Raw genomic sequence first — 24,201 nt, 5'->3', positions numbered from 1 at the left:
CAGATTCTCTCGCTGCATAACCATTAAGTGGTCTGTTATAACTAACTTTAGTAAAATGAATTAGCCACTATTGCGTAATCCAGCAGCAATTCCATTAATGCTTAGATAAATTCCATGTTTAATCCAATCATCTTGTTGCCCGCTTCGATATCGCTTCATTAGTTCAAGTTGCAGATGGTTAAGGGGATCAAGATAAGCAAGGCGGTAATGAATCATCCTCGCCAGAACAGGACTATTCTCAAGCAAAGTGGTTTGTCCTGTAATGGCAAGTATTGCATTAAACGCGGCTTGCCATTCTTTTTCAATTTGTGGAAAAATTTGTTGACGCAGTTTCTCGTCATTAACTAAGTCTGCATAGCGTGAGGCGATAGCAATGTCACTTTTCGCCATAACCATATCCATATTTGAGAGTAGCGTATGGAAAAATGGCCATTCACGATACATCTCTTGTAGTAATACTAATCCAGTGTTGGGGTGCAACATATTCCAAGTCTCAATTGCACAGCCAAATCCATACCAAGCTGGCAGCATCAGTCGACATTGCGACCAACTAAATACCCACGGTATCGCACGCAAGTCTTCTATTCGTCGCGAGTTGGTACGGGAAGCGGGTCGACTACCAATGTTGAGCTCACTAATTTCAGAAATAACCGTAGATTGCCAAAAATAATCCTCGAAGCCAGGAGTTTCATATACAAGCTTTCGATATGCTGTGTAAGCAATCTCAGAGAGTTCTTCCATTGCAGCCGGCCTCCTTATTGCTGTCAGAATAACCAAGCATTACTTCCTGCGTGTGTTGTCGCGAGGCTAATAATTCTCGATACATTGGTTGGCTGAAAAGATTGTTCATTATCTCACTGCTACGGAGCAAATCATTGATGGTTTCAAATAAAGACGGAATCTCATGTATTCCATCTCCAACGTTATGTTTCGATAATAATTCTTCAAATAATCCATTATTAATTCATCAACAACTGCTGGCTTTGTAGACGGACGGTGTGTGTTTGCCATAATGTCAGGATAGTACGCCGCAGGGCTTCTTCTCAACCAGTAATACAATTCATTGATAAATAATAAGTTTATTTCAGGTATAACTACTTATATAGTCTTCTGCTGGGAATCCATATCATGCAATCGTCATATTTTAGAACAGTATGGCTTATGTACCGCACCTGATAGGTATTCAGAACCGGTACTCGAACTAGACAATTTAATTTTTTATTGGAGAAAAATATGATTACAGACATTCAAGCAGAAAGGCCACGGCAAGTATTGAAAAAAAAACGCCCCCAATGGATAGATATTCTAATCGCCATGGTATTGGGAATCGGTATCGGTTACATAGTTTTCTTAAATTATTCTACTGAAGAAGCAACGGAGATTTCAGAATATATTTCTTTGGTTTCTGATGTTTTTCTTCGTCTTATCAAGATGATAATTGGCCCATTAGTATTCTCCACTTTAGTCGTCGGTATTGCACACATGGGTGATGCGAAATCAGTCGGTCAAGTTTTTTTTAAGGCTTTCGGCTGGTTTGCAATTGCTTCGGTAGTGTCATTGTTACTTGGCTTGTTTATGGCAAATCTTTTACAACCAGGGCATAACCTTGGAATACCTCTGCCAAGTACCGATGCGGTAGCCAGTGTACAAACCTCATCATTTACGTTGAAAAATTTTGTAACTCATCTCGTGCCAAAATCATTTGTTGAGGCGATGGCGAATAATGAGATTTTACAAATAGTTGTCTTCTCTATGTTTTTCGGGGTAGCGTTGGCAACTTTAGGAGATATCGGGAAAACCTTAACTAAAGCAATTGACGAATTAAGTCATGTAATGCTAAAAATTACAGGCTATGTCATGAAGCTGGCACCGGCTGCTGTGTTTGCAGCGATGGCCGCCACTGTTGCTACTAATGGATTGGGAATATTGACGAAATTCGCTATATTCATGGTCGGATTTTATGGCTCTCTACTAATCCTGTTGTGCTTACTCGTACTGGCTGGTTTCATTTTCTTGGGGCCACGCATAATAAAATTACTGAAACTGATCAGAGAAGCCTTTCTGTTATCTTTCGCGACAGCAAGCTCAGAAGCCGCTTATCCGAAGATTCTCAGCGCGCTGGACCGCTTCGGTGTTAAGAGAAAGATTTCCAGTTTTGTGATGCCGATAGGCTATTCATTTAACCTTGATGGAAGTATGGTTTATTGCACCTTTGCTACGCTTTTTATTGCACAAGCGTATGAAATCCAAATCCCAATCGCCACACAGTTAACAATGATGGGAATCCTTATGCTAACAAGCAAGGGCATGGCAGGTGTTCCAAGGGCTTCGCTCGTGGTTATAGCTGCAACTCTTGGTCACTTCAATATTCCCGAAGCAGGTCTCTTGCTTATAGTCGCGATCGACGCGTTTTTAGATTCTGGGCGCTCGGCCACTAATGCAGTAGGGAATTCTATAGCTACCGCCGTCGTTGCCAAATGGGAAGGTGAGCTGTTGTCAGAGGCCGATGCTGCGGCCAATGAGAAAGTGCTTGATGCTGAATTGGCACTAAAACTTGATCCCAATCATAAGGACTGATTCAGAGTTTCTATAGTAGCAAAAGGCAGATTAAAGTATCAATCATAACCGATGTTCTGCACAAACTTTATTGTTTCCTAAGGGTTGAATCCCTTTGTTTTCTTCTCAAAGGGGATTCAATTTCCAATAAAAAGCGGAAGGAGAAATAAAAAAGAATAATATTATCTCTGTTTCTACAGAATTTCTAGAAAATGCTTACAGGCAGTGCCATATAAGGAGGGGGAACTGATACCCATAACATGCCTATCAGCAGCACTCCTAACGATGCCACAGTGTTAATAACAGATGAAAAAGGGGCGAGATTTTTGAAAGAAGAACGGCAACGAAATAAATACGTAGAAGTACCTACTGATTAGATATTGCAATACAGAGACAATGACCTTCTGGAACGGGAATAACATAAATCCTATCAAGAAAGAGGCTTCTATTATGAAAGAAAAAAGAAACTCAAAACTAATCTTCGCCGTTTTATCTTTTGCTGCAATAATTTTCATCATAATTTTGATGGCGGTACATCAAACAAAACAATTACGGCAGCAACAAGACGAAGTGATTAAGACTGCTTATCTTGCAAGTAAGCAAAATGAACTCATAAACTATATGAGACTAGCAGAGATCTCAATTGAGCATCTTTATTCAGCCGAATTAGATCCAATAGAAGCTCGAGAAGAAGCTATGAGGATTCTTGCAAAACTAAATTTTGATGGGGGCATGGACGGATATTTCTTTGCTTATACCGGGGATGGTATCAATGAAGCTGTCAATTTACTTCAACCGAATCAGCCTGAAAGAGTAGGAAAAAATGAAATAGACCGTACCGATGCAAGCGGAAAACATCATATTAAGGAATTAATTGATGTTGCTAAAAAAAATGGAAGGGGTTTTGTCAATTACACTGCCATAAAACCTTCCAATGAAGTAATTACTCCTAAACTTGCCTATGTAGTAGCAATACCTGAATTTCAATCCACAGTAATTGGCACGGGGTTGTATCTTGACAATGTCGATAATGTATTAGATAAGATTCACAAACAGTTATCTCAGCATATTTTTGAGTCCGTGTCATTGCTGATCATTACCGCCCTTCTCGGTTTAATAATAATCGGTTGGCAACAAAAACGTGTTGGTGAAGCCCTGGCACGATTTTCCTTTACAGTAAATTTGCATAATAAAATTTGTCATCGGCTCTCTCGCATTATTCGATCCCTAAAGGAAAATAAAACGCCAGATGTCTCTGCTACCAAAGATATATTGTCAGAGTTATATGAAACACTGCGGGAAGTGAGAATTTTAATGGGCAGAAAAAGGGATATAAACGCACTGTTTGATAGAGTGCGGGAGATTGCAGCAAGTTTCACAAATCGATTATTTATTGATTTGAAATGCGAAGGCAACGAAACAGATTTATTGGATAGTACGATTGACGCTCTGTGTAATATTGTTGAAGAAGCGCTCAATAATATCGAGAGATTCGCAGCAGCGGAAAAGGTCACGATATATCTTCTAGGTGAACCAACTAGCATCAAGTTGATTATCCAAGATAATGGCACGGGGTTTGACTTAACTAATATACAGCCACCGGAAGATAGTGGTCTCTATTTCATGAAAACGATCATATCCGACATTGGTGGAAAACTTACGATTGCCTCGTTACCGAACGAAGGAACAGTCATCACAGTTATTGCACCAAGAAAATAAATTACTAGGAAACATAAAAAATGAACACAAATCTAATATTCAAAAATATCTTGATTGTTGATGATCAAATGGGAGAGCGGCAAGAATTTAAAGAGAAATTGTTAAAACTTAATCCAAGTTTTCATATCACTGAAGCTGCTAACGATAGAGAAGCAGTAAACTGTTTAAAAACTCTAGCTAATAGTGAGGAAGGAATTGAATTGATTTTCATGGATTATTTATTACCCGGAAGTAATTCAGATGGAATTGGATTGGCGAGAAAAATTAGAACAAGGTATCCAAAAATAATGCTTTATTTCAGGACTGCTTATTACTTTACTGGAAATATTGAAATGATGAAAGAAGTCGCCGATGGTATTTTTTACAAGGATCTGACTGCTCTCGAAATCATGAATAGAGTCGGAAAAAATTTAAATGATGATATCAATCACAAAAAATTGACCGATCGGGAAGAAGAAATCATGAGATTACTAGCTGATGGAAATACGAATCAGACCATTGCAGATATTTTCTGGACTAATAATCAAATCGAGGATTATTTTAAGAAAAATTATGACTACCTATCTAAAAAAACCAACAATACATTGGAGTTATCCAATAATTTTAATTTTTGGCCAGATGACTTGGAGATACAATATTACTTAAGATTGGCAATTAAAAGAAAATCAGAACTTCTAGAAGAATTTAGTAATGAAGTTGGGCTTACAGTCAATGAAAAGGCTGTTGTATTCAGAAAAGCAGTTAGGTCACTGGGCTATAAATATAAGCAGAAATATCAAACTGTGCAATCAGAGTATTCTTTAGTCGACGAATTGCCGTCCCGAAGTGATGCGATTAAATTTTTATTTAATGAAGTGGATCTATGGGTTAAAGAACAGATTGAAAAAGAGTCGTACAATAAAAAAAATATTCTTAAAGAGGATCATCTAATTAAAAGATTTTATGAAGAAAACTATGGTGACAAAATAGTAATAGAATTCTATGAAAATATTCAAAAAATTGAAACCAGTCTGGACAAGCAAACTATTGAAAAAAATGCAGACAAATTTCTTAATAAAGTTAGGGATTCTGGATACTTATATCCAGAATCCCTAACGAAGCTCACCGAGAAATTAAGTGATTACATCAAATGTAATAGTTCTGAACTCGACAAACAACTCAAGGATAAAAAAATTGATAATAAAGTTATCAAAAAATTGAGAACAGAACTAGACAAAATCATAGTCTGGAAAGCTTCGCTTAGAACTGTAGAAAGGCACTGTTGTAATATCATAAAAGTTCTTGGCCTTGCCGGTAGAACAGAATTGGTCAATTATGCGACTGAAAATTACAAACCTATTAGAAAGTTCGTTAATCTACCTGACATTCTTCCAGTAATTCCTGATCATGTTTCTTTGGAGCAAGCGTTTGACAAATATATCAAATATGAAAGAGCAAATGAAAGGATCCCAGTCAAATTGAAGGTCAGAAATATTGACAAATATGAAGAATGCGATACTGAAGAATTTAACGAAAAGCTTACTGATTTGACTAAGTCAATGTTATTGCATATTGGATGTAAAATCCTGTCATATATTGAAAGACAAGGTGCTCATCAGACCGATAAAATTGATATATGTATCCAATTTGATACTTCCACAAGTGAGATTACACTGCTAATTACCGCCACAAAAAAAATTCCTATAAACTGTAGTTATCCCGATGCTACTGAGCTGGATCAGCTAATGAAAAAAATTGGTGGTGGTTTTCATTTAACACTTTTGCCTGAAGTAGTTACTTTTAAAGCTTTTGCACCTTTACATCCTACTAAAATATATTGTTAGAATAGCATACTCAGAACGCTATTAAATAACGTGTATCCCATCCTTTCTCATTGCTTCAATTGGATATTCAACTTTTACCAGCATTCTGATCGCTATACTTTGTATGGCACATCCGAAAATTGCATCAGGTCACATTGTTAGGGTGTTCAAAAGCATAACAGCGGCATAACAGCGCGGGAATTGGTTAAGTGGAAGCCGGATTTGAACGAGGTCTGTGGGGTGGCGAGTTTTAGACGGATGGCTATTATGTTGCAACTGTAGAGGAAAGAGTGGATTGGGGTGTGGTTGAGCGGTATGTAAAGAATCAAGATAAACCAAAAGAAGAACTGCGTCAACTTGAGCTTTTCTAATACCCGGTCTTGTCACGTGGTTGTTTATTCATTTTATGAAACTTCGGACTCCAAGAAAATCAGCAAATCTTAGTCATACCTACGCAACTGATCGTTGATTTGCCCACCCGGCACACCAAAATTGGTCAGCTTATTAAGTTTGAAAACGATTTTTAGTGAGTATGCGCTCAACAATGCTGGATTGTTGAGCGTAAAACAATGATAGCTCGCAATTCCAAGCTGTCGATCAATCGGCACACAGGCACGATTACGGTTCTGTGGCATTAACTAGTCTTTTATTATTCGCTGAATGCACATACACTCGTGTAGATATTTCAGAATCCTGCCGCGCTAGCTACTGAGTAGTAACTGTCAACTGATCCGACGAGTTCTATGGGACCATCACTGAAAGCAACATATATATTGCCATCTTTTTCGCCTACAGCGAATCCATCAGAGTACATTCTGGCGTAATATCCAGAAATATTATGGGACGGTTGGTGTTCAGAAAAATAGCTAGGAAGACGGTTTTCTGCCCAATTAAATACACTATCATCCTTAGATTCAAAAGGATTGACGGGTACAATACTTATAGAATTATCGGAGTATGCTTGAAAAATATTATTATAATCAGTTGATTTTGCATCAAGTACGTAGCCGTTATCACTAGATAAGTTATTTCCTGTGTACTCCGTTACTGCAAGAGTTACATAGTATGCTCCAGCAGGAGGATGGTTTAAATAACTTACAGTGTTATTTATATTGCTGAAAAATTGGTTTGGGCCAAGAGTGCCATTAGTTGGTCCAGTTAATTGGTCAACCGCTATTTCATAACCAATATTTGCAGCATAATCATTCCAAGGAGAAGTCGTTAGCCATAATTCAAGCTTTATAGTTCCTGTTGAATCAAAATACGAATTATTCTGTATATTACTTACACTAAGATTGACAGTATTAGCAGATGGCGTCACTGAATAGCTCCAGGAACCAAAAGATATATTGCTCATGATCTATCTCCTAAATTTAATGATTAATTTTTTCAAAACAGCCAAAGCATCATTACAAGCTAGTCTGTTACATAACGCGGACTGGACAAACCATTCGTACTCATACTCTTTAATAGTAAGTTTATGGCAATTTATCAGCGCTTTATCCTTGTGCACGACAAAATTCGAAACCCATTGAAGCTTAAACGTTATAAATGACGTGTAATAGTTTTCAATGTGCCATTCCAGATTTGACCACTACCTCTGATTCTTTCATTGTATATTCAGAAACAACATGTTCCTTATTGAACATAATCACCAACTCTTTCTTGGCTACGTCAGCACCGCTGCTAACTAAGCGAACAAATGGAATAAAACTAATGGCATGGGGGGTTGAGCGCGCGTAATTGTACCTCCATATTTCATTCCCAGAATCAGTAAAGCTGGTGCTTGTGGCAATTCCGAAACGTGCAGTAACTTCTAATTTTGTTGTTTTTCCTTTTACAATAAATTGTGAAATCGAGCCTTCGGTCTGGTTTTCCATTTGTTTATTGCCCACAGTTGTGCAGGCTGTAAGTATGGCAACCATAAATAATGACACTGCATGACTTATCTTCATTTCTATTCCTCTTCTAAATTAATAAGTTTCAGGTTAAAAGAACCCTTCCGACTAGTGGACACTTTGATCTCCATCTAATATTAAAGTGCACCGACATAAATACATAAACTCAGACGGTGCGCCAATTTTTTCAGTCAATTCCAGATTCCACGATTGAAATTTTGTTGTCTGTTTGTGGAATCAAATAAATACTTGATGAGCACGAAAACAACCAAGGTTGTTGTTGTGGTTCAATAAAGCTGGATAATCCCAATCCACCGGCATTGCTGGTGGTAATTAGAATAACTTTGTGCATGGACTGTACTTTCCCAGGTCAGTCTTATAGCTGCGGCTACGATAAATAGGTTTTTCATTAAGTGGTTCCTTCGTAATTAGTTCATAGAGTTACAATCATGGGCTTATACAAGATTCATGTACAAGCTGAATGCATTGTAAGCAATCATGCTGGCAACTCTAATGCGTAGTTCTACTTATTGCCTATCGCTTATCATTCAAAGAGAGGGGGAATAATGCAATCACTATGACGTGGTCTAATAGATCCGGACACTCCAGTTAAGAGAAAATAATCTTAATGGGAGGAAGAAATGGAAACGAGGAAACAATATACAAAGGAATTCAAACTGGATGCAGTCAGTCTGGTACTGGATCAGGGGTTTACGATAGCGGAAGCGGCTAGAAGCTTAGAAATTAGGGCTAACATACTTGGGCGATGGATCAAAGAAAGCCAGGCGGATAATAATGGTCAGGCATTCCGAGGTAATGGGAAACTGACGCCGGATCAGGAAGAAATTCGACGGCTTAAGATAGAAAACAAACAATTAAAGCTTGAGCGACAAATATTAAAGGAGGTGGCGGTCTTCTTTGCGAAAGAAACGAAGTGAAGTATTCGTTTATCACCCAAAAGAAGAAGACCATCCTTCTTACTCCGCCATTGACAACTCAAAAAAAAAAATTTGTGCGATTTTGCAAAGATCTCGAAGGATATGGCCATCATAGGGATTACCGAGGAAAATTTTTGCACCAACCATCAGGTGTACTAGCTCAGATCAGATCGTACAGTTACCGAATTGATTGGATGCCTGTCAGATTAGATTTGGTTCAGATTTTTGCTGTTCCAAATCGTTTTCCCACTGAACAAAGTCTCCATAGGAGTTTTTCCATTGCAGATTTTGCCCTGATGAGTTCTTTCATTATTATAATAATCGATCCAGCTGTCTAGGTCCTTTTGCAGTGACTCCAAATCGTGATACAGCTTCTTGCGGAAAGTCACTTGATAGAATTCCTGTAAGATGGTTTTGTGGAATCGCTCACAGATACCGTTGGTCTGGGGTGACATGGCTTTTGTTTTGGTATGGTCGATATCATTGATGCCAGGTATAGCTGGTAATCATGCTGTTCAACCCGCCCGCAATACTCCGTACCCCTGTCCGTTAATATCCGCAACATGGGTAAACCCTGTGTCGCATAGAATGGCAGTACCTTGTCATTTAGGATATCGGCTGCAGTAATCGGTGTTTTGGCCGTATAGAGCTTGCAATGCACTACCTTGGAGTAAGTATCAATAAAAGTTTGCTGATAAATACGACCAACACCTTTTAGATTTCCCACATAGAAGGTATCCTGTGCGCCCAAATAACCAGGATGCATCGTTTCTATTTCACCGCTGGCAATATCATCCTGTTTCTTTTTCTCCAATGCTGCGATTTGTGCGTCATTCAAAATGATGCCTTCACTGGCGATCTTGGTTTCCAGTGCAGCAAGGCGATCTTTGAAGTTTGCTAGCTGGTGGCGTAACCAGATTGAGCGCACGCCACTACCTGATACATAAATACCGCTTTTGCGTAATTCGTTGCTGGTTCGATGCTGGCCATGTGCTGGATACTCTACTGCATAGGCCACCACCGCCTGTTCAGTGGCTTCATCCACCCGATTCTTAAAATTAGGAACACGACGATCCTGATTGATCAATGCTTCCAGACCGTTTGTCTCAACTAATTCCTGGTAGCGATAAAATGTATCTCTCGAAACTCCCATTATCTTGCAGGCTTTTGAGACATTCTGGAGTTCTTCGGCAAGATTGAGCAATCCTGCTTTATGTTTAATGATTGGATTGTTAGTATGCAACATGAGCGTTACCTCCATTTATGTTTGATTTTAAATTTCAACACCCACTGTCAATGGCGGAGTAAAAGGGTACCAAATAGCGCGCGAAGAGTGTACCAGTTAGGTTAATAAAAAGAGGGCTTTAACCTCTGGTTTTGCGCCTCTGATTTTTTATTTCTTGGGTTTCAGTAAAGGCGCAGTGTTTTCCCTAAAATCTTTTATATTGGTCTGGCATCCTCCTTTTCTATAGGCTTGGCTGGTACTGTCTGCTTTTGCCGTTTCTTGCTTTCAGCCAGGCGATACGATTCCCCATTCATTTCCAGAATATGCACATGATGGGTTAAGCGATCCAGCAACGCACCGGTCAATCGTTCTGATCCCAGCACACTCGTCCATTCATCAAACGGCAGATTTGATGTGACTAGAGTGGATCCATGTTCATATCGTCGGCTGAATACCTCGAACAAGAGCTCTGAACCCACTGCAGTAAATGGCACATAACCGAGCTCGTCTATAATCAGCAACTTGACGTTAGCCAACTGCTTTTGCAAGGTACGCAGTCGCTTCTCATCACGGGCTTCCATTAACTCATGCACCAGGGCTGCAGCTGTCGTAAATGTTACACTTATGCCTTTCTGGCAAGCACCCAACCCTAAGGCCAAAGCCACATGAGTCTTGCCAACACCTGAAGGCCCCAGCGCAATAATGTTCTCGCGCTTGTCGATCCATTCGCAGCGCATCAACTCTAGTACCAACGATTTGTTCAATTCAGGAATTGCAGCAAAGTCGAACGTATCCAGGCTTTTAGTCACTGGGAACTTTGCCTGACGTATGCGCCGTTCGGTATTGCGTCGTTCACGATCGATACATTCCAGTTCGCATAGCCGCAATAAGTAACGTGCATAATCGATACCTTCACGTGCGCATTCGAGTCCCACTTTCTCATATTCTCGTGCAAAGGTCGGCAATTTTAGGGTCTTGAAGTGATTGACCAGCAAAACCTGTGGCGCAACCGTGGTAGGTATAGACGTGTCAGTCATAACGCACCTCCATAGGCTGCTGATTTGCCTGAGGTCTTTGCAGCAAGCTTAAGTACGCTCGTGGTTCGGTGGATTTTACACTGGCATTCGGTAGATACGGATAAAGCGCCAAGTCTAGCTTGGCAGGTCGTTGTTCGATCGCACATAGGATCAAATGTTTAATAGCATCAAAACCCACTACACCCAAACCCATCGCTTGTTTGATCGCCTGTTCAACCTGCGCTTGACTGAAATTCTCCAGCAACCGCAAAACCTGGATATATTCCTTGCGACCGCGCCGTTCCATGCGGACTTCCAGCAGTCGACGCAGGCGATCGAATGCTTCGGGCAGTACCCAATCGTGCAAGGGCGCTGCTTGATCAAGCGCACGCGGTTTCTGTTCCAGCAACGCCAGGTAGTGTAATGGGTTGTATATGAATTCTTCCTGACCGTAGCTGCGCACATGGCGTGCAATCGTATCAGCACCCAGGCAAATATCGACGTGATCTACATAGCCTTTGACCAATACTTCCCGGTGGCCGTATTGGGTAGGTACTGAGTAGTCGTTGGTCCGATAACGCACGAGCGATAGTGAAGATACACGCGTGGAAATCTTGTGGCAGGCATCAAAAGCAACCGCAGGTAAAGCCATCAGCGCAGCGGCATCGCGTTTCATACGCTCAGCGATGGTTTCTGTTTGACCCCGTAGTTTCGCTTGGCTTCGTTTGATGCATCCATCCAGCAGTTTGGCATTTAAAGCATCAAAGTCAGTGGCAATGGGTAGCGGCACCATGAAGTGCCGGCGACTATAACCGACCATGCCTTCAACATTGCCCTTGTCGTTACCTTTAGCCGGTCGCCCAAACTTGTCTTCAAACAGGTAGTGACTCTGCAACTCACTAAATGCCTTGGTACGTTGGCGCTTACCATCACCCAATATCTTCGCTACTGCAATCTTGGTGTTGTCATACAAGATCGATTGCGGCACTCCACCAAGAAACGCAAATGCAGCGACGTGCCCATCCAGAAAGGATTCAGTATCTTCAGTCGGGTAAGCTTTGACAAAACAACCATCTGAATGCGGCAAATCAAGGCAGAAATAATGGAATCTAATTAGGGAAGCTCTGATTAAGTTATTTATTCCAGTTTTGTCGACAAAGCTATCGGTAAAGTAGCTAATATAGGCATTATTGTGCGATTAATAACTGTAATTTTTAGCAGATTGCATACTATTCTGTCCCCTGATGCTGATTTTCAGGGATATTGGACGGAATTATCCCGTGGTTGGCATCCACACCTTACGGACATGGTAAAGATTAGCCAAGGCAAACAACAGATAAAGCTGTTGTGCATTCTTGAACAATCCTCGGTAACGGACTTTGGTATAACCAAATTGTCTTTTGACAATACGAAACGGATGTTCAACCTTTGCGCGTAGTGAAGCTAGCATACGATTGAGCACGGCATGTTCTGCTGGCAATTCCTCACCGCGCTTGCGTTTGAATGGCATACCCCAGACCGGCTCTTCCGGCTGTCGTTGCGCTTCCAGATTGCGATCATTACGAGTATAAGCCCGATCACCCAATACAATTGCCTCTTCGCCATGTACCAGCGCATCAATCATGTTGCCATCGGCCACTTTGGCCGTGGTAATTTCCAGGCTATGCACCAGGCCGGAATCGGCATCTACGCCTATGTGTGCTTTTAATCCAAAGTAATAGTTGTTGCCTTTCTTAGTCGAACTCATCTCGCCATCACGTTTGCGTTGCCGGTTCTTGGTCGATGGCGCAGCCGCTATCAGCGTGGCGTCAACTATCGTGCCCTGACGCAGCAATAATCCCTGTTGCGCTAACCGCCCAGTTGTTTCAGCAAACAGGCTTTGTGCCAAGTGATGCTTCTCCAGCAGGTGGCGAAACTTGAGGATCGTCGTCTCATCAGGCATAACATCTTCTCCCGCATCTAGTCCTGCAAATTCACGTAGCATCGGCACATCATGTAACGCTTCTTCCATTGCCGGATCTGAATAACCAAACCATTGCTGCATCATATGAATCCGCAGCATCGCTTCCAACGCAAATGGCTTGCGTCCCAAACCTGCTACCGGATAGTGCGGCGCGATCCGATTCGTCCAGTCTACCCATGGAACCACTTGCTCCATTTCTTCGAGAAACTTTTGCCGGCGAGTTACTTTTGGTTTCTTGATAAATAATGGAATCGACAATACTAATTGTTTCATCAATGCATTCCCTTGCAGTGGTTACAATCTACCGCGTATTTTACAAGTTTTTGGGACTTAATCAGAGTTTCCTTAGCTTGCCGCCAATATAGCCATCAGCTTCTCCAAAATCTACCTGGGCATGACCAGGTAGATGTACCAACGGCATAAACATTTCTTTCTGCCGAATCGCAGCCTTGTAGACATAGTTACGTACGATGGTATAACCACCGGTAAAACCATTTTCATCGCGTAACCGCTCCAATATCCGCACTGCAGTATGGCGTTGTTTGGCATGAACTTGCTTATCAGCTTCCAGAATGGCATCAATAATGCCAGTGAAAGGGGCAAGCTTGGGAGATACGGGTTCGCTCTTGCGCCGGTAACCCGGCGGTGCTGCGTATTGGCACATCTTCTTCACAGTCTTGCGGTGAATACCAAAATAACGCGCAACTTCGCGTTCGCTTCGGCCTTCTACCATAACCGCTCGTCGAATCTTTACATATAGTTCCACTGTATACATCCTCATCGCCTTTCACTTGATGCTAATTGCATCAGCTTACAGGCTTCAGACTGGTATACATGGACGCCCACGTTATGCCAAGCTTTCAGTCGATGATTTTGAGAAGGTAAAGATTGCAGCCATACATCCGGACTTTATGTGAAGCTCATTGCCTCTGTCCCTGATGGAATACGCTGATTGGGGCTCTATCACTTTTACGCACTTGGTGTGCTTGTACCAGAACGAGCTTTCCCAACCACGGTCTGACCTATCTTGCCATCATGTCATGATTGCCTGTGCAATCGGTGAAAGTTTTTCTCCTTAAATTCCTTTTTGTTGCAACATTACCGATACGTTTCTATTCAGCCGCCTCGATCAGGCTCCGGTAGCAGGCGCTGCCGAAGTGTGTTTGGGGTGGAATGTAGTGCCTTTAGCGAGTAGCGCCCAGATGATTCGTGCGTTCTTGTTCGCCAGAGCAACGGCGGCAACGTTCTTATTGCGCCGTGCCATTAGCTTGCGCACCCAGCTCTCCGGTTCAGTCTTGTTCTCAGCAAAACGAATGACCGCTCGTGCTCCGTGGATCATTAAAGTGCGCAAGTAAGTGTCGCCACGTTTACTGATACCAAGCAATATCTGCTTACCACCACTGGATCGTTGCTTTGGGACCAATCCAAACCATGCCGCGAGTTGCCTGCCGTTCTTGAATTCCGCGGCACCTCCCACGGTTGCCACAATGGCACTTGCTGTGATCGGGCCCACACCGGGAATGGCTTCCAGTTTCTGGCTGGCTTCGTTCTGTTTATGCCACAGCTTGATCTGAAGCTCCAACTCTTCCACCTGGCGATTCAATTCCTTGAGGTGGTCGTTCAGTCTTTCCAACAGCTTGCGCAGGGTACCTGGTAAACCATTCTCGGCATCTTCCAGTATATCCGACATACGTTTGTTGATGGATCGGATCCCCTGAGGCATCACGATACCAAACTCAGAGAGCAAACCACGCATCTGATTTGCCTGCGCGGTTCTGGCTTTAACAAAACCCTGTCTGGCGCGATGTATCGAGAGGATTGCTTGTTGTTCAACGTTCTTGATCGGTACAAAGCGCATATTCGGTCGGTTAACTGCTTCGCAAATCGCTTCTGCATCCGCCATATCATTCTTATTGGTCTTCACATAGGGCTTTACGAACTGGGGCGACATGAGTTTGACGGTATGCCCAAATTCGCCCAACTTTCTCGCCCAGTGGTGCGAGCTACCGCATGCCTCCATACCAATCAGGCAAGGCTCAAGATTGGCAAAGAACCTCGCCATTTCGCTGCGGCGCAGTTGCTTACGCAACACGGCCTTACCATGTACATCCACACCGTGAATCTGAAATACTTCTTTTGCCAAATCAATGCCTATCGTTGTAATCTTCATGTCGGACGCTCCTCTCTTGTTTAGTGGGCTTTACTGCACCACTACTTTGGCACTTCGATGCCGTTTAGGGTAGTGGGCGTCCATTCCATTACTTTTATTCCGAGATTCCCGCGAAATTCAGTGCGCCTCAGTGGTACATTTTTACACCGCTATTTACAACCCACATCAAACTCGGTAATGCTCTCGATTTCAAGCGCTTTGTACGATTAGATCTGAACTAATACACATCAGGCTGTTTTTGTGCGTGACCACAATGCTGGTCTTGACACCGAATTCATATGGTTTACGCGCCTTGCCCTTGCCGATGCATTCGACTTCCGGGGCATGCAGTGCGTAGAGTTTGTGTTTGTTTTTCGGTTGCCGCTGGTGAATCCGTTGTGCTCGCCCCAGCAGCGTGTTCAGATATTGTAGCAATGCGGAACACTCCAGTTCCGCCGTTGCCAGTTTTCTCTTGATCTCTCGCAGCACGATACCAAGGATCGTGCGTTGGTGTTTAAAGCTTTTGCGCATGTGACGAAATTGCTTGGCATGGGCATAACCACCGGCTTTGCGGCGCACTTCCTTGCCTTCCTTGGCATAACTCTGTTTCAAGGGAATGCCGCTTCGCTTGGAAGCCTGTACGATTTTACTACGCGCAATTTCCAGGAAGCGACTATCCACTGGATGCGCGAACGCTTTTTCTTGGACTGTAAGCATATGAAGCAAATGTGATGCTTTCTTATGTCTACAACTCTAATGTTCAAATTTTAGAGCAAGCTATCCGAATAGCCTTTAAGAAACCAGGAATGCGAAAATTAAGTGATGTACTTTTGTGAGGTATTCAGGGTTTGTAAGTAAGTGAGTTATTTTCCAACCTAAACAATCTCTCAAGAAAATCCAGCATATGTGTCAGTCCTTCTCATTGCTTCAATTGGATCTTCATCTTTTACTAGCATTCTGATCGCATCAATGTTCGGAAGTACGGCTATTGTCCTTGAATATATCGCTGCTCTGATTACAATCTCGTTTCTTCTTATATCATCAGCAAGATCACAACCATATACCGTAATTGGTGGCAAATCATTTCCGGATTCCTTTACTTGTTCTCTTAAGAAATGATCAATTTCATATGTAGATGTTATTACATCTGGTGTCACAAATATTCGGGGGGTGTCCATAAGTATTTTTCTAATATTTTTTTTAGTCACTTTCTCCTTTAGTACCAGATGTAATGACATACTATAATAGTCTAGACTTGGAACTTGGTAAAGATCAGATAATCTTATGTTTTTATAAGGAAACAGAGATCCCAGCTCCTCATTCATCTGTAAAAATAGTTCGTCAGCTAAATATGTTGAATGAATTCTTTGGTTTGTCGGTATGTCCACTAATAATTTTCCCGTATATTGCATTATCACGTTTATTTTTGCACTCTCTATCATTTCATCTAATGCATAAAATATGGGTGATAATGCTGAGATTATGCAGTTCCCTTGACGAAAAAACTTTTCTCTCTTATCTTTAATAAGATAAGGTGGCGTAATTAGTGATCCATCTGGGAATGCTCCTGACTGAAAGACTACATATTTGCCAAAAGCTGCATATCTATCTCGCCATGCCTTTCCATTTCCAGATGGCGTTGTATCTATAACTATATCGCAAACATCGGACAGATTAAGTTGCTCGATATGTTCAAATTTCACTCTTGATTGCGATTTGTTAAGTGACTTTACAACGTCTTTCCCAGCATCAAGATATATGTGTTCAGGTAATCTATTGGTAGATGCAAAACCATTTAATATTTTATCTAGATGTACACCATTCCTGACTATCCCGGCGGTAAGCGTCATATCTTTCTGTTTATCTAGACAAATTGCCAGCCTGTTTCCTAGCATTCCTGACATTCCACGTATACATATACGTATTGGTTCTCCAGTATGCATTTTCCCATTTCTCCCTATTTAATTTGATTTCCAGATTTAACCGCGATCAGAATTTTTATTCTTCTGCCGTGACAATTGTCAGATGACGATTAATGGAATGGACATACATGGCAATAAAGCAAGATAATCCCAATCCACCGGCATTGCCGGTGGTGGTTAGGATAGACTATTAACAATTACCCACTTTATGAGCGCATGCCACATCAAGAATTCCGGTTTTTGAACTATTAGTAAACTGATTATCTAGAATACTAGAGCCCGAATAACGTAAGGTAGTATCAACGGGACCATAAGATGTCAAACCCACGATAGCAAGCCAGTAACCAGGTGATACGGATTGACCATTGGCAAGAGTTCCGAAGTTTTCAACCCATGGGCCTCCGCTGGCACCATTGGTCATTTCGGATCCATATTCCACAGTGTTATAGAGTGTAGTTTTATATGACTGAGAATCGACTCTATGCATCCAATCACCACTATCAAAAGCACTAGGATAGCCAAGCATGGTGACATGGTTAGGACTTAAAGCAAATGTTCTGTATCCATAATAACCCGTAATACTTCCAATTTTCTGACCAATGGAATTATCCTGAATTTCTATTACGGCGTAATCTCCTGAATTAGGAACTTTCCCACCGCCATTTGCCCAATTGTTAGTAGTAGTCGCCCAACTCCAGCTCCACTGCCCATAGGGAGCGCTTCCATTATGGTAAGCAGGAATAAATATAAAATTTGTGTTCCATTGTTTTTTTACAGCATCATAAACGCAGTGACCTGCCGTAAGAATAATACGAGGCTTAATAACAGAGGCAGAGCATGTATAGTGATTTCCGGATACATCACTAAAATATAATCTACCTGTTGCTGTAAACGGCCAGAAAGGAGTAGCCGGGGTAGCCCTTGAGCCGGTGAAAGAGGCGCCGACCGTTCCAGAAGCGTAAGGAGTAACATCCTGTACGTTATAGGACTGTATTTCATTCTCACTGTCCTGATTAATTTCGTTTTTAATCGGTTCAAATAGCTTGGTTTTATTACGTTTAACTTTGATAGTAGGAGCTTGGCCTGGCTCACTAATTCGTTCCCCATAATCATAAGAATCAAGAATCTCAGAACTTGAGTTAGATTCCGTTGCTCTTGGTAGATCGATTTGTTTAGCATTTCTTAAACGCTCCGCAGTCCAATATTCAGATGTATGCTGTCCCTGCATTGCTGAATTTGGGGTAGGGGCCATAACTGCAATCGGTTGTCCTTGCGCTTGATTCGATGCGGCCCATGAATAACTTTGTGCATTGACTGTACTTCCCCAGGTCAGACTTATAGCTACGGCTATGATAAGGTGGTTTTTCATTAAGTGGTTCCTCCGTAATTTGTTCATAGAGTTACAATCATTGGCTTATTAAAGATACATGTATAAGCTGGATGCATTGTAAGCAATCATGCTAGCAACTCTAATGCGTAGTCCTACTTATTGCCTATCGCTTATCATTCAAAGAAAGGGGAATAATGCAATCACGATGTCATATTTAAATACATCGTTTTATTCATATTTTCAGGCTTAACGGGGAAATGACATGTAGATTATGTCGAGACCAATACAGACTAGTTTTGGGTGTTGCAGCGGTGAGCTATCGCCTCTTCGGTTAATTCAGCTCGCGAACTAAGTTTTAGCTTAGCCATTATGTTTGCATAGTGTCGTTCTACTTTTCTAAGCTTATTATCAATCACATATTTAGTTACATCCTTACTATCACAGTGCTTTGCATTTTCATATTGTTCCTCGATCCAGTAATCCAGTTCAGCAGAAATCTGCGCCATACCATCACCTATTGAGGATGGTTGTATACTTTGAAGGTCTTGTACTTCGAGTCTGACAGGGCATTCTTTTTTGAATTGATAGCCTGAGGATCTAATTTCTTTTTTGAATAGATCAGCTTCCTTTCTTGTGTTTCTTATATCCTCATTCAGTGCTTTTATTTGATTTATCTTCCTTCTATTTTCTAGATAGAAATCTATAATCTGATCGTCTATCCAGAGAATCCAGGCAATTTCCCTATTTGTTTTCCCTTCAGCTAAGAATTTCATTATTTCCTCTTCCTGGTCTGTCAATTCTCCAAAGTCAATCCGAGTTTTAGGCGTAGGAGTTCCGTCGCTCATAACACTAGTTATTGCAGATAGAACTTCTTCCTTATATGCTTCTTTGAGTAAATAACCATTTGCACCAGCTTCTATTGATTTTTTCACGTCTATTGAACTATCGCGTATGCTCCAAAATAAAATTTTGGTTTGCTCGCCATATTGTTTTCGAATTATTTTTGTAAGATCGACTCCATCGAGATCATCTCTTTCTAATTCGTAATCCATGATAATCAAATCAAAGTCTTGTTTTTGCAAATGATCAAGTGCTTGCTGGGAGTTCTCAGCTTCCGCAGTGATTTGCAAATCATGGTTATCTCTTAAATGTGCATGAAAAATTATGTGATTTCTTGGATTATCATCGACCAGAAGAATATTCACAGGAGATTTCGCACCCATTGTATACATTTCCATAATTTATTTTTTCTGGGCATTGTTGCTGTGATAGTTGTTCCCTTGTCTGGTGCAGTAACGATGCCGAATGTACCACCCAGTATTTCCATGCGTTCTCGCATGTTCTTAATTCCACTGCCTAGTTCGAATGAATCCAGGTCAAATCCTATCCCATCATCTTGGACAGTCAACCTGATATTATCTGCTTCCACCCGAAGGTGGAGATACACTTGACTTGCAGCCGCATGCTCGCCAATATTGTTCAGCGCATCCTCTGTTAACGAGCACAGTTCTTCATTGGCAACTTTAGGCAAATCATCTGTTTTGCCTTCCAGTGTAAAAAGAACAGGTGTGCGATAGCTTCTTTCGAAACTCTTTTTAATCTCGCGTAGCTCATCTTCCAATAAGCCCATAAGCTCATACCTTTTCCTTATCTTTCGCACTAAATCAAGTGCTCCTTTCGTTTCTACTGATATGGATTTAAGCAGATTCCGAGTCGGAAGATCATATATTCTCGCTCTTTGATACATTACGTCACGCAATAAATTCATAATGAGAACCAATTTTGGACCAACAGATCTATGCAATTCATCGTCTATTTCTTTGCTCGCACTTGCTTGGCCTAACCGTTTATGTGCTACCGCTATAACTATAAGGCCGATTAATGCAATAATGCTAATCCAACGCATGGTTTCAAAGATAAGATGAGATATTTGCCTATCAATCGTGCCTAGCACACGATCAACATCATTCATATAAATTCCTGTGCCAATCACCCATCCCCAGTTTGGCAGTACCGTGACATAAGAGCGTTTACGCTCTATTTTGCCGTTAGAAGGTTTTGGCCACATATAATCGACATATCCTCCCCCTTCGAGTGCTCGACTGATTAACATTTGAATTATTGGGTCTCCGTTAGCATCTTTTAGTTTCCAGAGATTCTCTCCAATCAATTCAGGTTGACGAGGGTGCATCAACAGTGTCCCATCAAGATTATACAAAAAGAAATAACCATCTGATCCGAAACTCAAATTCTTCAGAGTGCGTTTGGCTTGACTTCTTTTGCCAGTTTTATAGAAACTTTCAATGGATTGCACAGCTAAATCAGCATACCCTTTTAATTCAGTATCCTTACTTTCCTTATATGCTTGTTCCACTAAAGCGTGTTGCGATATTTTCAATTGTATTATCTGAAAATACATCGTTAGTGCAATTGCACCTATTACAGAAAACAAAAGCCCTAAAGAAAAAAAGAATATCTTTCGTCGTGAATTCAAAATAGCCTCTTAGGCGGTGAGTTGATCTTGTATGATTGTGCCGAGCAAATACTGGAGGAGCCGGGTGGGGTAACCTTCTCTCGTTTGAGTATTGATTTCCTTGGTTTCAAATATCCGGTGATTCGTCGTTTTCCCCTGAATTTAAGAAAGTTTGATAAGCGCTGAAGCTATCTAACAATTGCTGAGCTATTCTTGCCTGTTCAACCCCGGGGGATCCAAAGAAAATCTGCGATGCTCTAATCAATTCTGAATGATTAAGGTTCAATTTTTTTCCTAGATTTAGCAAATCTCTGTTTATTTTATCATTTCTTATTACTGGATCGATCTCAGTCTCAGTTATTTCTTTAATTTCACCATCATAGTCATCAGCATCTTTATACTGTTTCGCTTCTTCTTCAAACGATACATTGTTATTGCTCTCTTTATTCTTAATTTGTTTCTCGATCCAGGAATCCAAATCTTTTAGCTTCAAATCTCTTACGTCCGCTCTTTCTAGTCTTTCTATGTAACTTTCATTTTTATATTTATAGCCTTTTGATCTGATATCTTTTAAGTGACCCTCTGCTTCTTCCAAATCATCTTTTGAAGCGTCATTAGGGTCTTTTTTAAGAAAATCCTCTATATAGAAATTAATGATTTGATCATTAATCCAAACTTGCATTTCGTAATAGATATTTTGTTTTTCTTTATAACTATTCTTAGATTCAATCCATTCAGCTAAGGCTTTAAACTCATGTTTATCTGGGCAAGTTTTTACCCACCCACTCAGGGTAACTGGATCAGTTGATTCGTTGTTGCAATTCTTCTCGTACTTCTTATATTTAAGATACTCCTGCAGATTTTTTTCTGCGCATTCTTTTGCTTCTTTCCTGGGCCTTGAAAATTGTTTTGTATAAAACTCGGTCAGTAGCGATTTGATGTATGTCTTTTCCTGCTCATCCTCATACCGTTTTTGAATCCATTGATTCAGCTCAGCGAATGTCTTTGACATGCCATCATTTGTTAATGAGATTAGTACTTCTGGTGAGTATCGTACTGCTAAGTTTTTAGTACACTCTCTTTTGAAGAGATAGCCTGAATATCTAATATCTTTTCTAAAAGATTCTGCCGCTTTTTTTGCATAGCTTGTCTCTTCTCTCGATACTTTCTTTAGGTCTATATTTAATCGTTTTTCGATATAAAAACTTTCAATTTGCTCATTGACCCAGAAAATCACATTTATTTCTTTACTTGATTTTGCTTCTCCTACCAGTTTAAATACTTCCCCTTCCCGTATTGTTAGCTTATCCATAATAGAATCAGGAACTTCGAGTTGAGTCGATGGGAGGCCCATAATTTTTCTGATCTCGGCTATAATTATTTCAGGCTCAGTCTCTTTGGCAAAATAGCCATTTGCACCTGCCTCTAATGCCCTTTTCTTGGTTAGTGGGTAATTATATATACTCCAAAAAACAATCTTTATTTCAGGATACTGTTTGCGAATTGATCTTGTTAGATCGGGGCCGTCGACGAAATAGCTAAAATCGATTAAAACATAATCCATGATGATCAAATCAAAGTCTTGTTTCTGTAAATGATCAAGTGCTTCCTGAGAACTCTTGGCTTCCGCAATAACTTGAAGATCAGGGCTATTTTTCAATATGTCATTACGCATCATTTTTCTTGACGGAGGCTCATCGTCAATCAGCAGAATTTTTACGGGTGTTACAGATGATTTCGTATCCATTGTGTGCATCTCAAAAATTTATTTTTTCGGGGCATTGCTGCTGTGATAGTCGTTTCCTAATCTGGCACAGTAATGCTGTTGAATGTGCCACCCATTATTTTCGTGCGTTCTCGCATGTTCTGTTTCGTATTAATCCATGTCAAATCCTATCATGGGCAATTAACTTGATATAGTTTTGAAGCCCCACCTCTTTGCTGGCTAGATAAGCTGAATCAACAGCTTTTCTTCAATCTGCCTGTTGTAGATTCATCCAGATAATGACAGACGACATTGCCAGAACATGTGGCTTCGCGACAAAAGTTATCCTTCCATTTATTAACTTAATGATATTAATGATAATTATTGCTATATGACTAGATCAGCACAAGGTCTAGTCATATAGCGCCACCCAATGTGTTCACATTGTACCGGGTACAGCATCCAATCCTAAGACGCGTAGCTCTACGCAAAAAAACGCTGGGAAAATTTAGGCATACTCAAATGCAGTTTGATAATGAAAATTACGTTAATAATTAATTTCTGAATTAGCGCCTAATCTGAGGAGGGATGAAATGAATGATCATGAAAAGTTAAATACAAATGCAGCAATTCTATTAGACCCGTATTTGCTCAAACCTAAGATGGTTTCGTTCTATGAAACAGGCTTATGTAAGTTCATGGATTTTTATCTCATATTCATTGTCTTCGCGCTTCCTTATGCATACCTTGAAAAAAGTCTGGCAGCTTTTTTAATATGTATCTTACTTACCGCTCTGTTTTTCTGGTGTAACAAGGTGAGGATTAAACAAAACAAGCAAATTGATTTCATTGAGCAGTATAAGTTTCCTCCGACAGTCAAGGAATGTGTCAGTAAACATTATCCTTGGTTATCTGAGGATCAATTGTCACTGGTCATGCAAGGGCTTCGGCAATACTTTCAATTATGCAGAATCACTCCTAATTTTATTTCAATGCCATCACAAGTGATAGATGTAGCCTGGCATGAATTCATCGTATATACAAAATCATACGCTACATTCTGCCAATACGGAGCCGGTCATTTCGTTCACCACACACCCAAACAGGAAATGATAGACGTATCCGTACTTGAAGAAGGCATGAAAGAAGCATGGTATCTGGCTTGTGAATGGGAAGGAATAGACCAAAAATCACCTTCCAGACTACCCTTCATTTTTGCTCTAGATGCGGCATTAACTATCCCAGATGGATTTTATCACCAGTTAAAAAATGACTACGCAAAAAACATTATTACAGGAGGAGGTTGTGGTGGAAATGGCTGTGGCGGATGTGGAGGTTGTTAATAAACACAATTGAGAAACCTAAAATGGAGCTACTGATGTAGCTGCACCTTATAGAAAATAGCTTAAGTAATTTAATCCGAACAGGATCCAAATTCTTCGGATCAATAAGAACAGTGCCTTACCGCAGGGTTGCGTTTACCTGAAACGCGTTTGAAAAAGGAA

Annotated in this window: 18 protein-coding genes and 5 pseudogenes; 5 read left to right on the top strand and 18 right to left on the bottom strand. The window is 40.8% G+C overall.

Translation table 11 applies throughout. From position 1 onward, the window contains the following. Window positions 1-60 precede the first annotated feature (60 nt). Window positions 61-741, bottom strand: a complete 681-nt coding sequence (locus NIT79A3_RS01545) for a phosphoenolpyruvate carboxylase (protein WP_041360052.1) — start codon at window positions 739-741, stop codon at window positions 61-63. Continuing rightward, window positions 725-964: a phosphoenolpyruvate carboxylase gene (locus NIT79A3_RS19250; RefSeq protein WP_348225779.1), complete on the bottom strand. Its 240-nt coding sequence runs from the start codon at window positions 962-964 to the stop codon at window positions 725-727. Before NIT79A3_RS19250 ends, NIT79A3_RS01545 begins: the two co-directional genes overlap by 17 nt. A gap of 269 nt (window positions 965-1,233) precedes the next feature. Between NIT79A3_RS19250 and NIT79A3_RS01540 the strand changes: the two genes are divergently transcribed. The 3 genes from NIT79A3_RS01540 to NIT79A3_RS01530 all read left to right on the top strand — a co-directional run bounded on the left by NIT79A3_RS01540 (window position 1,234) and on the right by NIT79A3_RS01530 (window position 6,098). Further along, window positions 1,234-2,577, top strand: coding sequence for a dicarboxylate/amino acid:cation symporter (locus NIT79A3_RS01540; RefSeq protein WP_013964506.1), 1,344 nt, complete (start codon window positions 1,234-1,236; stop codon window positions 2,575-2,577). Window positions 2,578-3,006: 429 nt separating this feature from the next. After that, window positions 3,007-4,275 carry a cache domain-containing protein gene (locus NIT79A3_RS01535; RefSeq protein WP_013964505.1) on the top strand — a complete coding sequence of 423 codons (1,269 nt, stop codon included), beginning with the start codon at window positions 3,007-3,009 and terminating at the stop codon, window positions 4,273-4,275. Window positions 4,276-4,295: 20 nt separating this feature from the next. After that, a complete protein-coding gene (locus NIT79A3_RS01530; RefSeq protein WP_013964504.1) occupies window positions 4,296-6,098 on the top strand; it encodes a response regulator in 1,803 nt (600 codons plus the stop codon). A 419-nt stretch (window positions 6,099-6,517) separates the two neighbouring features. Here NIT79A3_RS01530 and NIT79A3_RS01525 read toward each other — a convergent pair whose 3' ends face one another. The 4 genes from NIT79A3_RS01525 to NIT79A3_RS18490 all read right to left on the bottom strand — a co-directional run bounded on the left by NIT79A3_RS01525 (window position 6,518) and on the right by NIT79A3_RS18490 (window position 8,327). Next, window positions 6,518-6,712, bottom strand: coding sequence for a hypothetical protein (locus tag NIT79A3_RS01525; RefSeq protein WP_013964503.1), 195 nt, complete (start codon window positions 6,710-6,712; stop codon window positions 6,518-6,520). 50 nt (window positions 6,713-6,762) lie between these two features. Then, complete coding sequence (locus NIT79A3_RS01520; protein ID WP_013964502.1) at window positions 6,763-7,434, bottom strand: hypothetical protein; 672 nt, start codon at window positions 7,432-7,434, stop codon at window positions 6,763-6,765. 211 nt (window positions 7,435-7,645) lie between these two features. Next, complete coding sequence (locus tag NIT79A3_RS01515; protein ID WP_013964501.1) at window positions 7,646-8,032, bottom strand: hypothetical protein; 387 nt, start codon at window positions 8,030-8,032, stop codon at window positions 7,646-7,648. A 130-nt stretch (window positions 8,033-8,162) separates the two neighbouring features. Then, window positions 8,163-8,327: a hypothetical protein gene (locus tag NIT79A3_RS18490; RefSeq protein ID WP_156796973.1), complete on the bottom strand. Its 165-nt coding sequence runs from the start codon at window positions 8,325-8,327 to the stop codon at window positions 8,163-8,165. A gap of 289 nt (window positions 8,328-8,616) precedes the next feature. Between NIT79A3_RS18490 and NIT79A3_RS01510 the strand changes: the two are divergent. Then, a pseudogene (locus NIT79A3_RS01510) lies at window positions 8,617-8,945 on the top strand (transposase); the annotation flags it as partial. 174 nt (window positions 8,946-9,119) lie between these two features. Here NIT79A3_RS01510 and NIT79A3_RS01505 read toward each other — a convergent pair. The 12 genes and pseudogenes from NIT79A3_RS01505 to NIT79A3_RS01450 all read right to left on the bottom strand — a co-directional run bounded on the left by NIT79A3_RS01505 (window position 9,120) and on the right by NIT79A3_RS01450 (window position 22,738). Beyond that, a pseudogene (locus tag NIT79A3_RS01505) lies at window positions 9,120-10,159 on the bottom strand (IS481 family transposase). Between the two features lie 194 nt (window positions 10,160-10,353). Further along, window positions 10,354-11,175: an IS21-like element helper ATPase IstB gene (istB, locus tag NIT79A3_RS01500; protein WP_013964499.1), complete on the bottom strand. Its 822-nt coding sequence runs from the start codon at window positions 11,173-11,175 to the stop codon at window positions 10,354-10,356. Next, window positions 11,168-12,268, bottom strand: a pseudogene (locus NIT79A3_RS01495) (IS21 family transposase); the annotation flags it as partial. The gene istB and the pseudogene NIT79A3_RS01495, both read right to left, overlap by 8 nt. A gap of 159 nt (window positions 12,269-12,427) precedes the next feature. Then, entirely contained in the window at window positions 12,428-13,390 is a 963-nt protein-coding gene (locus NIT79A3_RS01490) for an IS5 family transposase (RefSeq protein ID WP_013964369.1), read from the bottom strand. A gap of 64 nt (window positions 13,391-13,454) precedes the next feature. Beyond that, window positions 13,455-13,892, bottom strand: a pseudogene (locus NIT79A3_RS01485) (IS21 family transposase); the annotation flags it as partial. Between the two features lie 354 nt (window positions 13,893-14,246). Further along, window positions 14,247-15,287 carry an IS110 family transposase gene (locus NIT79A3_RS01480; protein WP_013964498.1) on the bottom strand — a complete coding sequence of 347 codons (1,041 nt, stop codon included), beginning with the start codon at window positions 15,285-15,287 and terminating at the stop codon, window positions 14,247-14,249. A gap of 237 nt (window positions 15,288-15,524) precedes the next feature. Then, window positions 15,525-15,977, bottom strand: a pseudogene (locus NIT79A3_RS01475) (IS5/IS1182 family transposase); the annotation flags it as partial. A gap of 176 nt (window positions 15,978-16,153) precedes the next feature. Continuing rightward, the gene (locus tag NIT79A3_RS01470) at window positions 16,154-17,209 is read right to left on the bottom strand and encodes a hypothetical protein (protein WP_013964497.1); all 1,056 of its coding nucleotides are present in this window, start codon (window positions 17,207-17,209) and stop codon (window positions 16,154-16,156) included. A 169-nt stretch (window positions 17,210-17,378) separates the two neighbouring features. Then, the gene (locus NIT79A3_RS01465; protein WP_013964496.1) at window positions 17,379-18,557 is read right to left on the bottom strand and encodes a trypsin-like serine protease; all 1,179 of its coding nucleotides are present in this window, start codon (window positions 18,555-18,557) and stop codon (window positions 17,379-17,381) included. Window positions 18,558-18,808: 251 nt separating this feature from the next. Beyond that, window positions 18,809-19,741, bottom strand: a complete 933-nt coding sequence (locus tag NIT79A3_RS01460; RefSeq protein ID WP_013964495.1) for a response regulator transcription factor — start codon at window positions 19,739-19,741, stop codon at window positions 18,809-18,811. After that, on the bottom strand, window positions 19,720-21,012 hold the full coding sequence (locus NIT79A3_RS01455) for a cache domain-containing protein (RefSeq protein ID WP_013964494.1): 1,293 nt from the start codon (window positions 21,010-21,012) through the stop codon (window positions 19,720-19,722). The genes NIT79A3_RS01460 and NIT79A3_RS01455 overlap by 22 nt, the downstream gene beginning before the upstream one ends. Window positions 21,013-21,118: 106 nt before the next feature. Next, the gene (locus tag NIT79A3_RS01450; protein ID WP_013964493.1) at window positions 21,119-22,738 is read right to left on the bottom strand and encodes a response regulator transcription factor; all 1,620 of its coding nucleotides are present in this window, start codon (window positions 22,736-22,738) and stop codon (window positions 21,119-21,121) included. A gap of 551 nt (window positions 22,739-23,289) precedes the next feature. Here NIT79A3_RS01450 and NIT79A3_RS01445 point away from each other — a divergent pair. Beyond that, a complete protein-coding gene (locus NIT79A3_RS01445; RefSeq protein ID WP_013964492.1) occupies window positions 23,290-24,039 on the top strand; it encodes a hypothetical protein in 750 nt (249 codons plus the stop codon). The last annotated feature ends 162 nt before the right edge of the window (window positions 24,040-24,201 follow it).

Origin of the sequence: Nitrosomonas sp. Is79A3, assembly GCF_000219585.1 — a bacterium.
Classification (GTDB): Bacteria; Pseudomonadota; Gammaproteobacteria; order Burkholderiales; family Nitrosomonadaceae; genus Nitrosomonas.
Note: the sequence above shows the minus strand (reverse complement) of the source record. Positions and strands in the feature narration are given on the sequence as shown.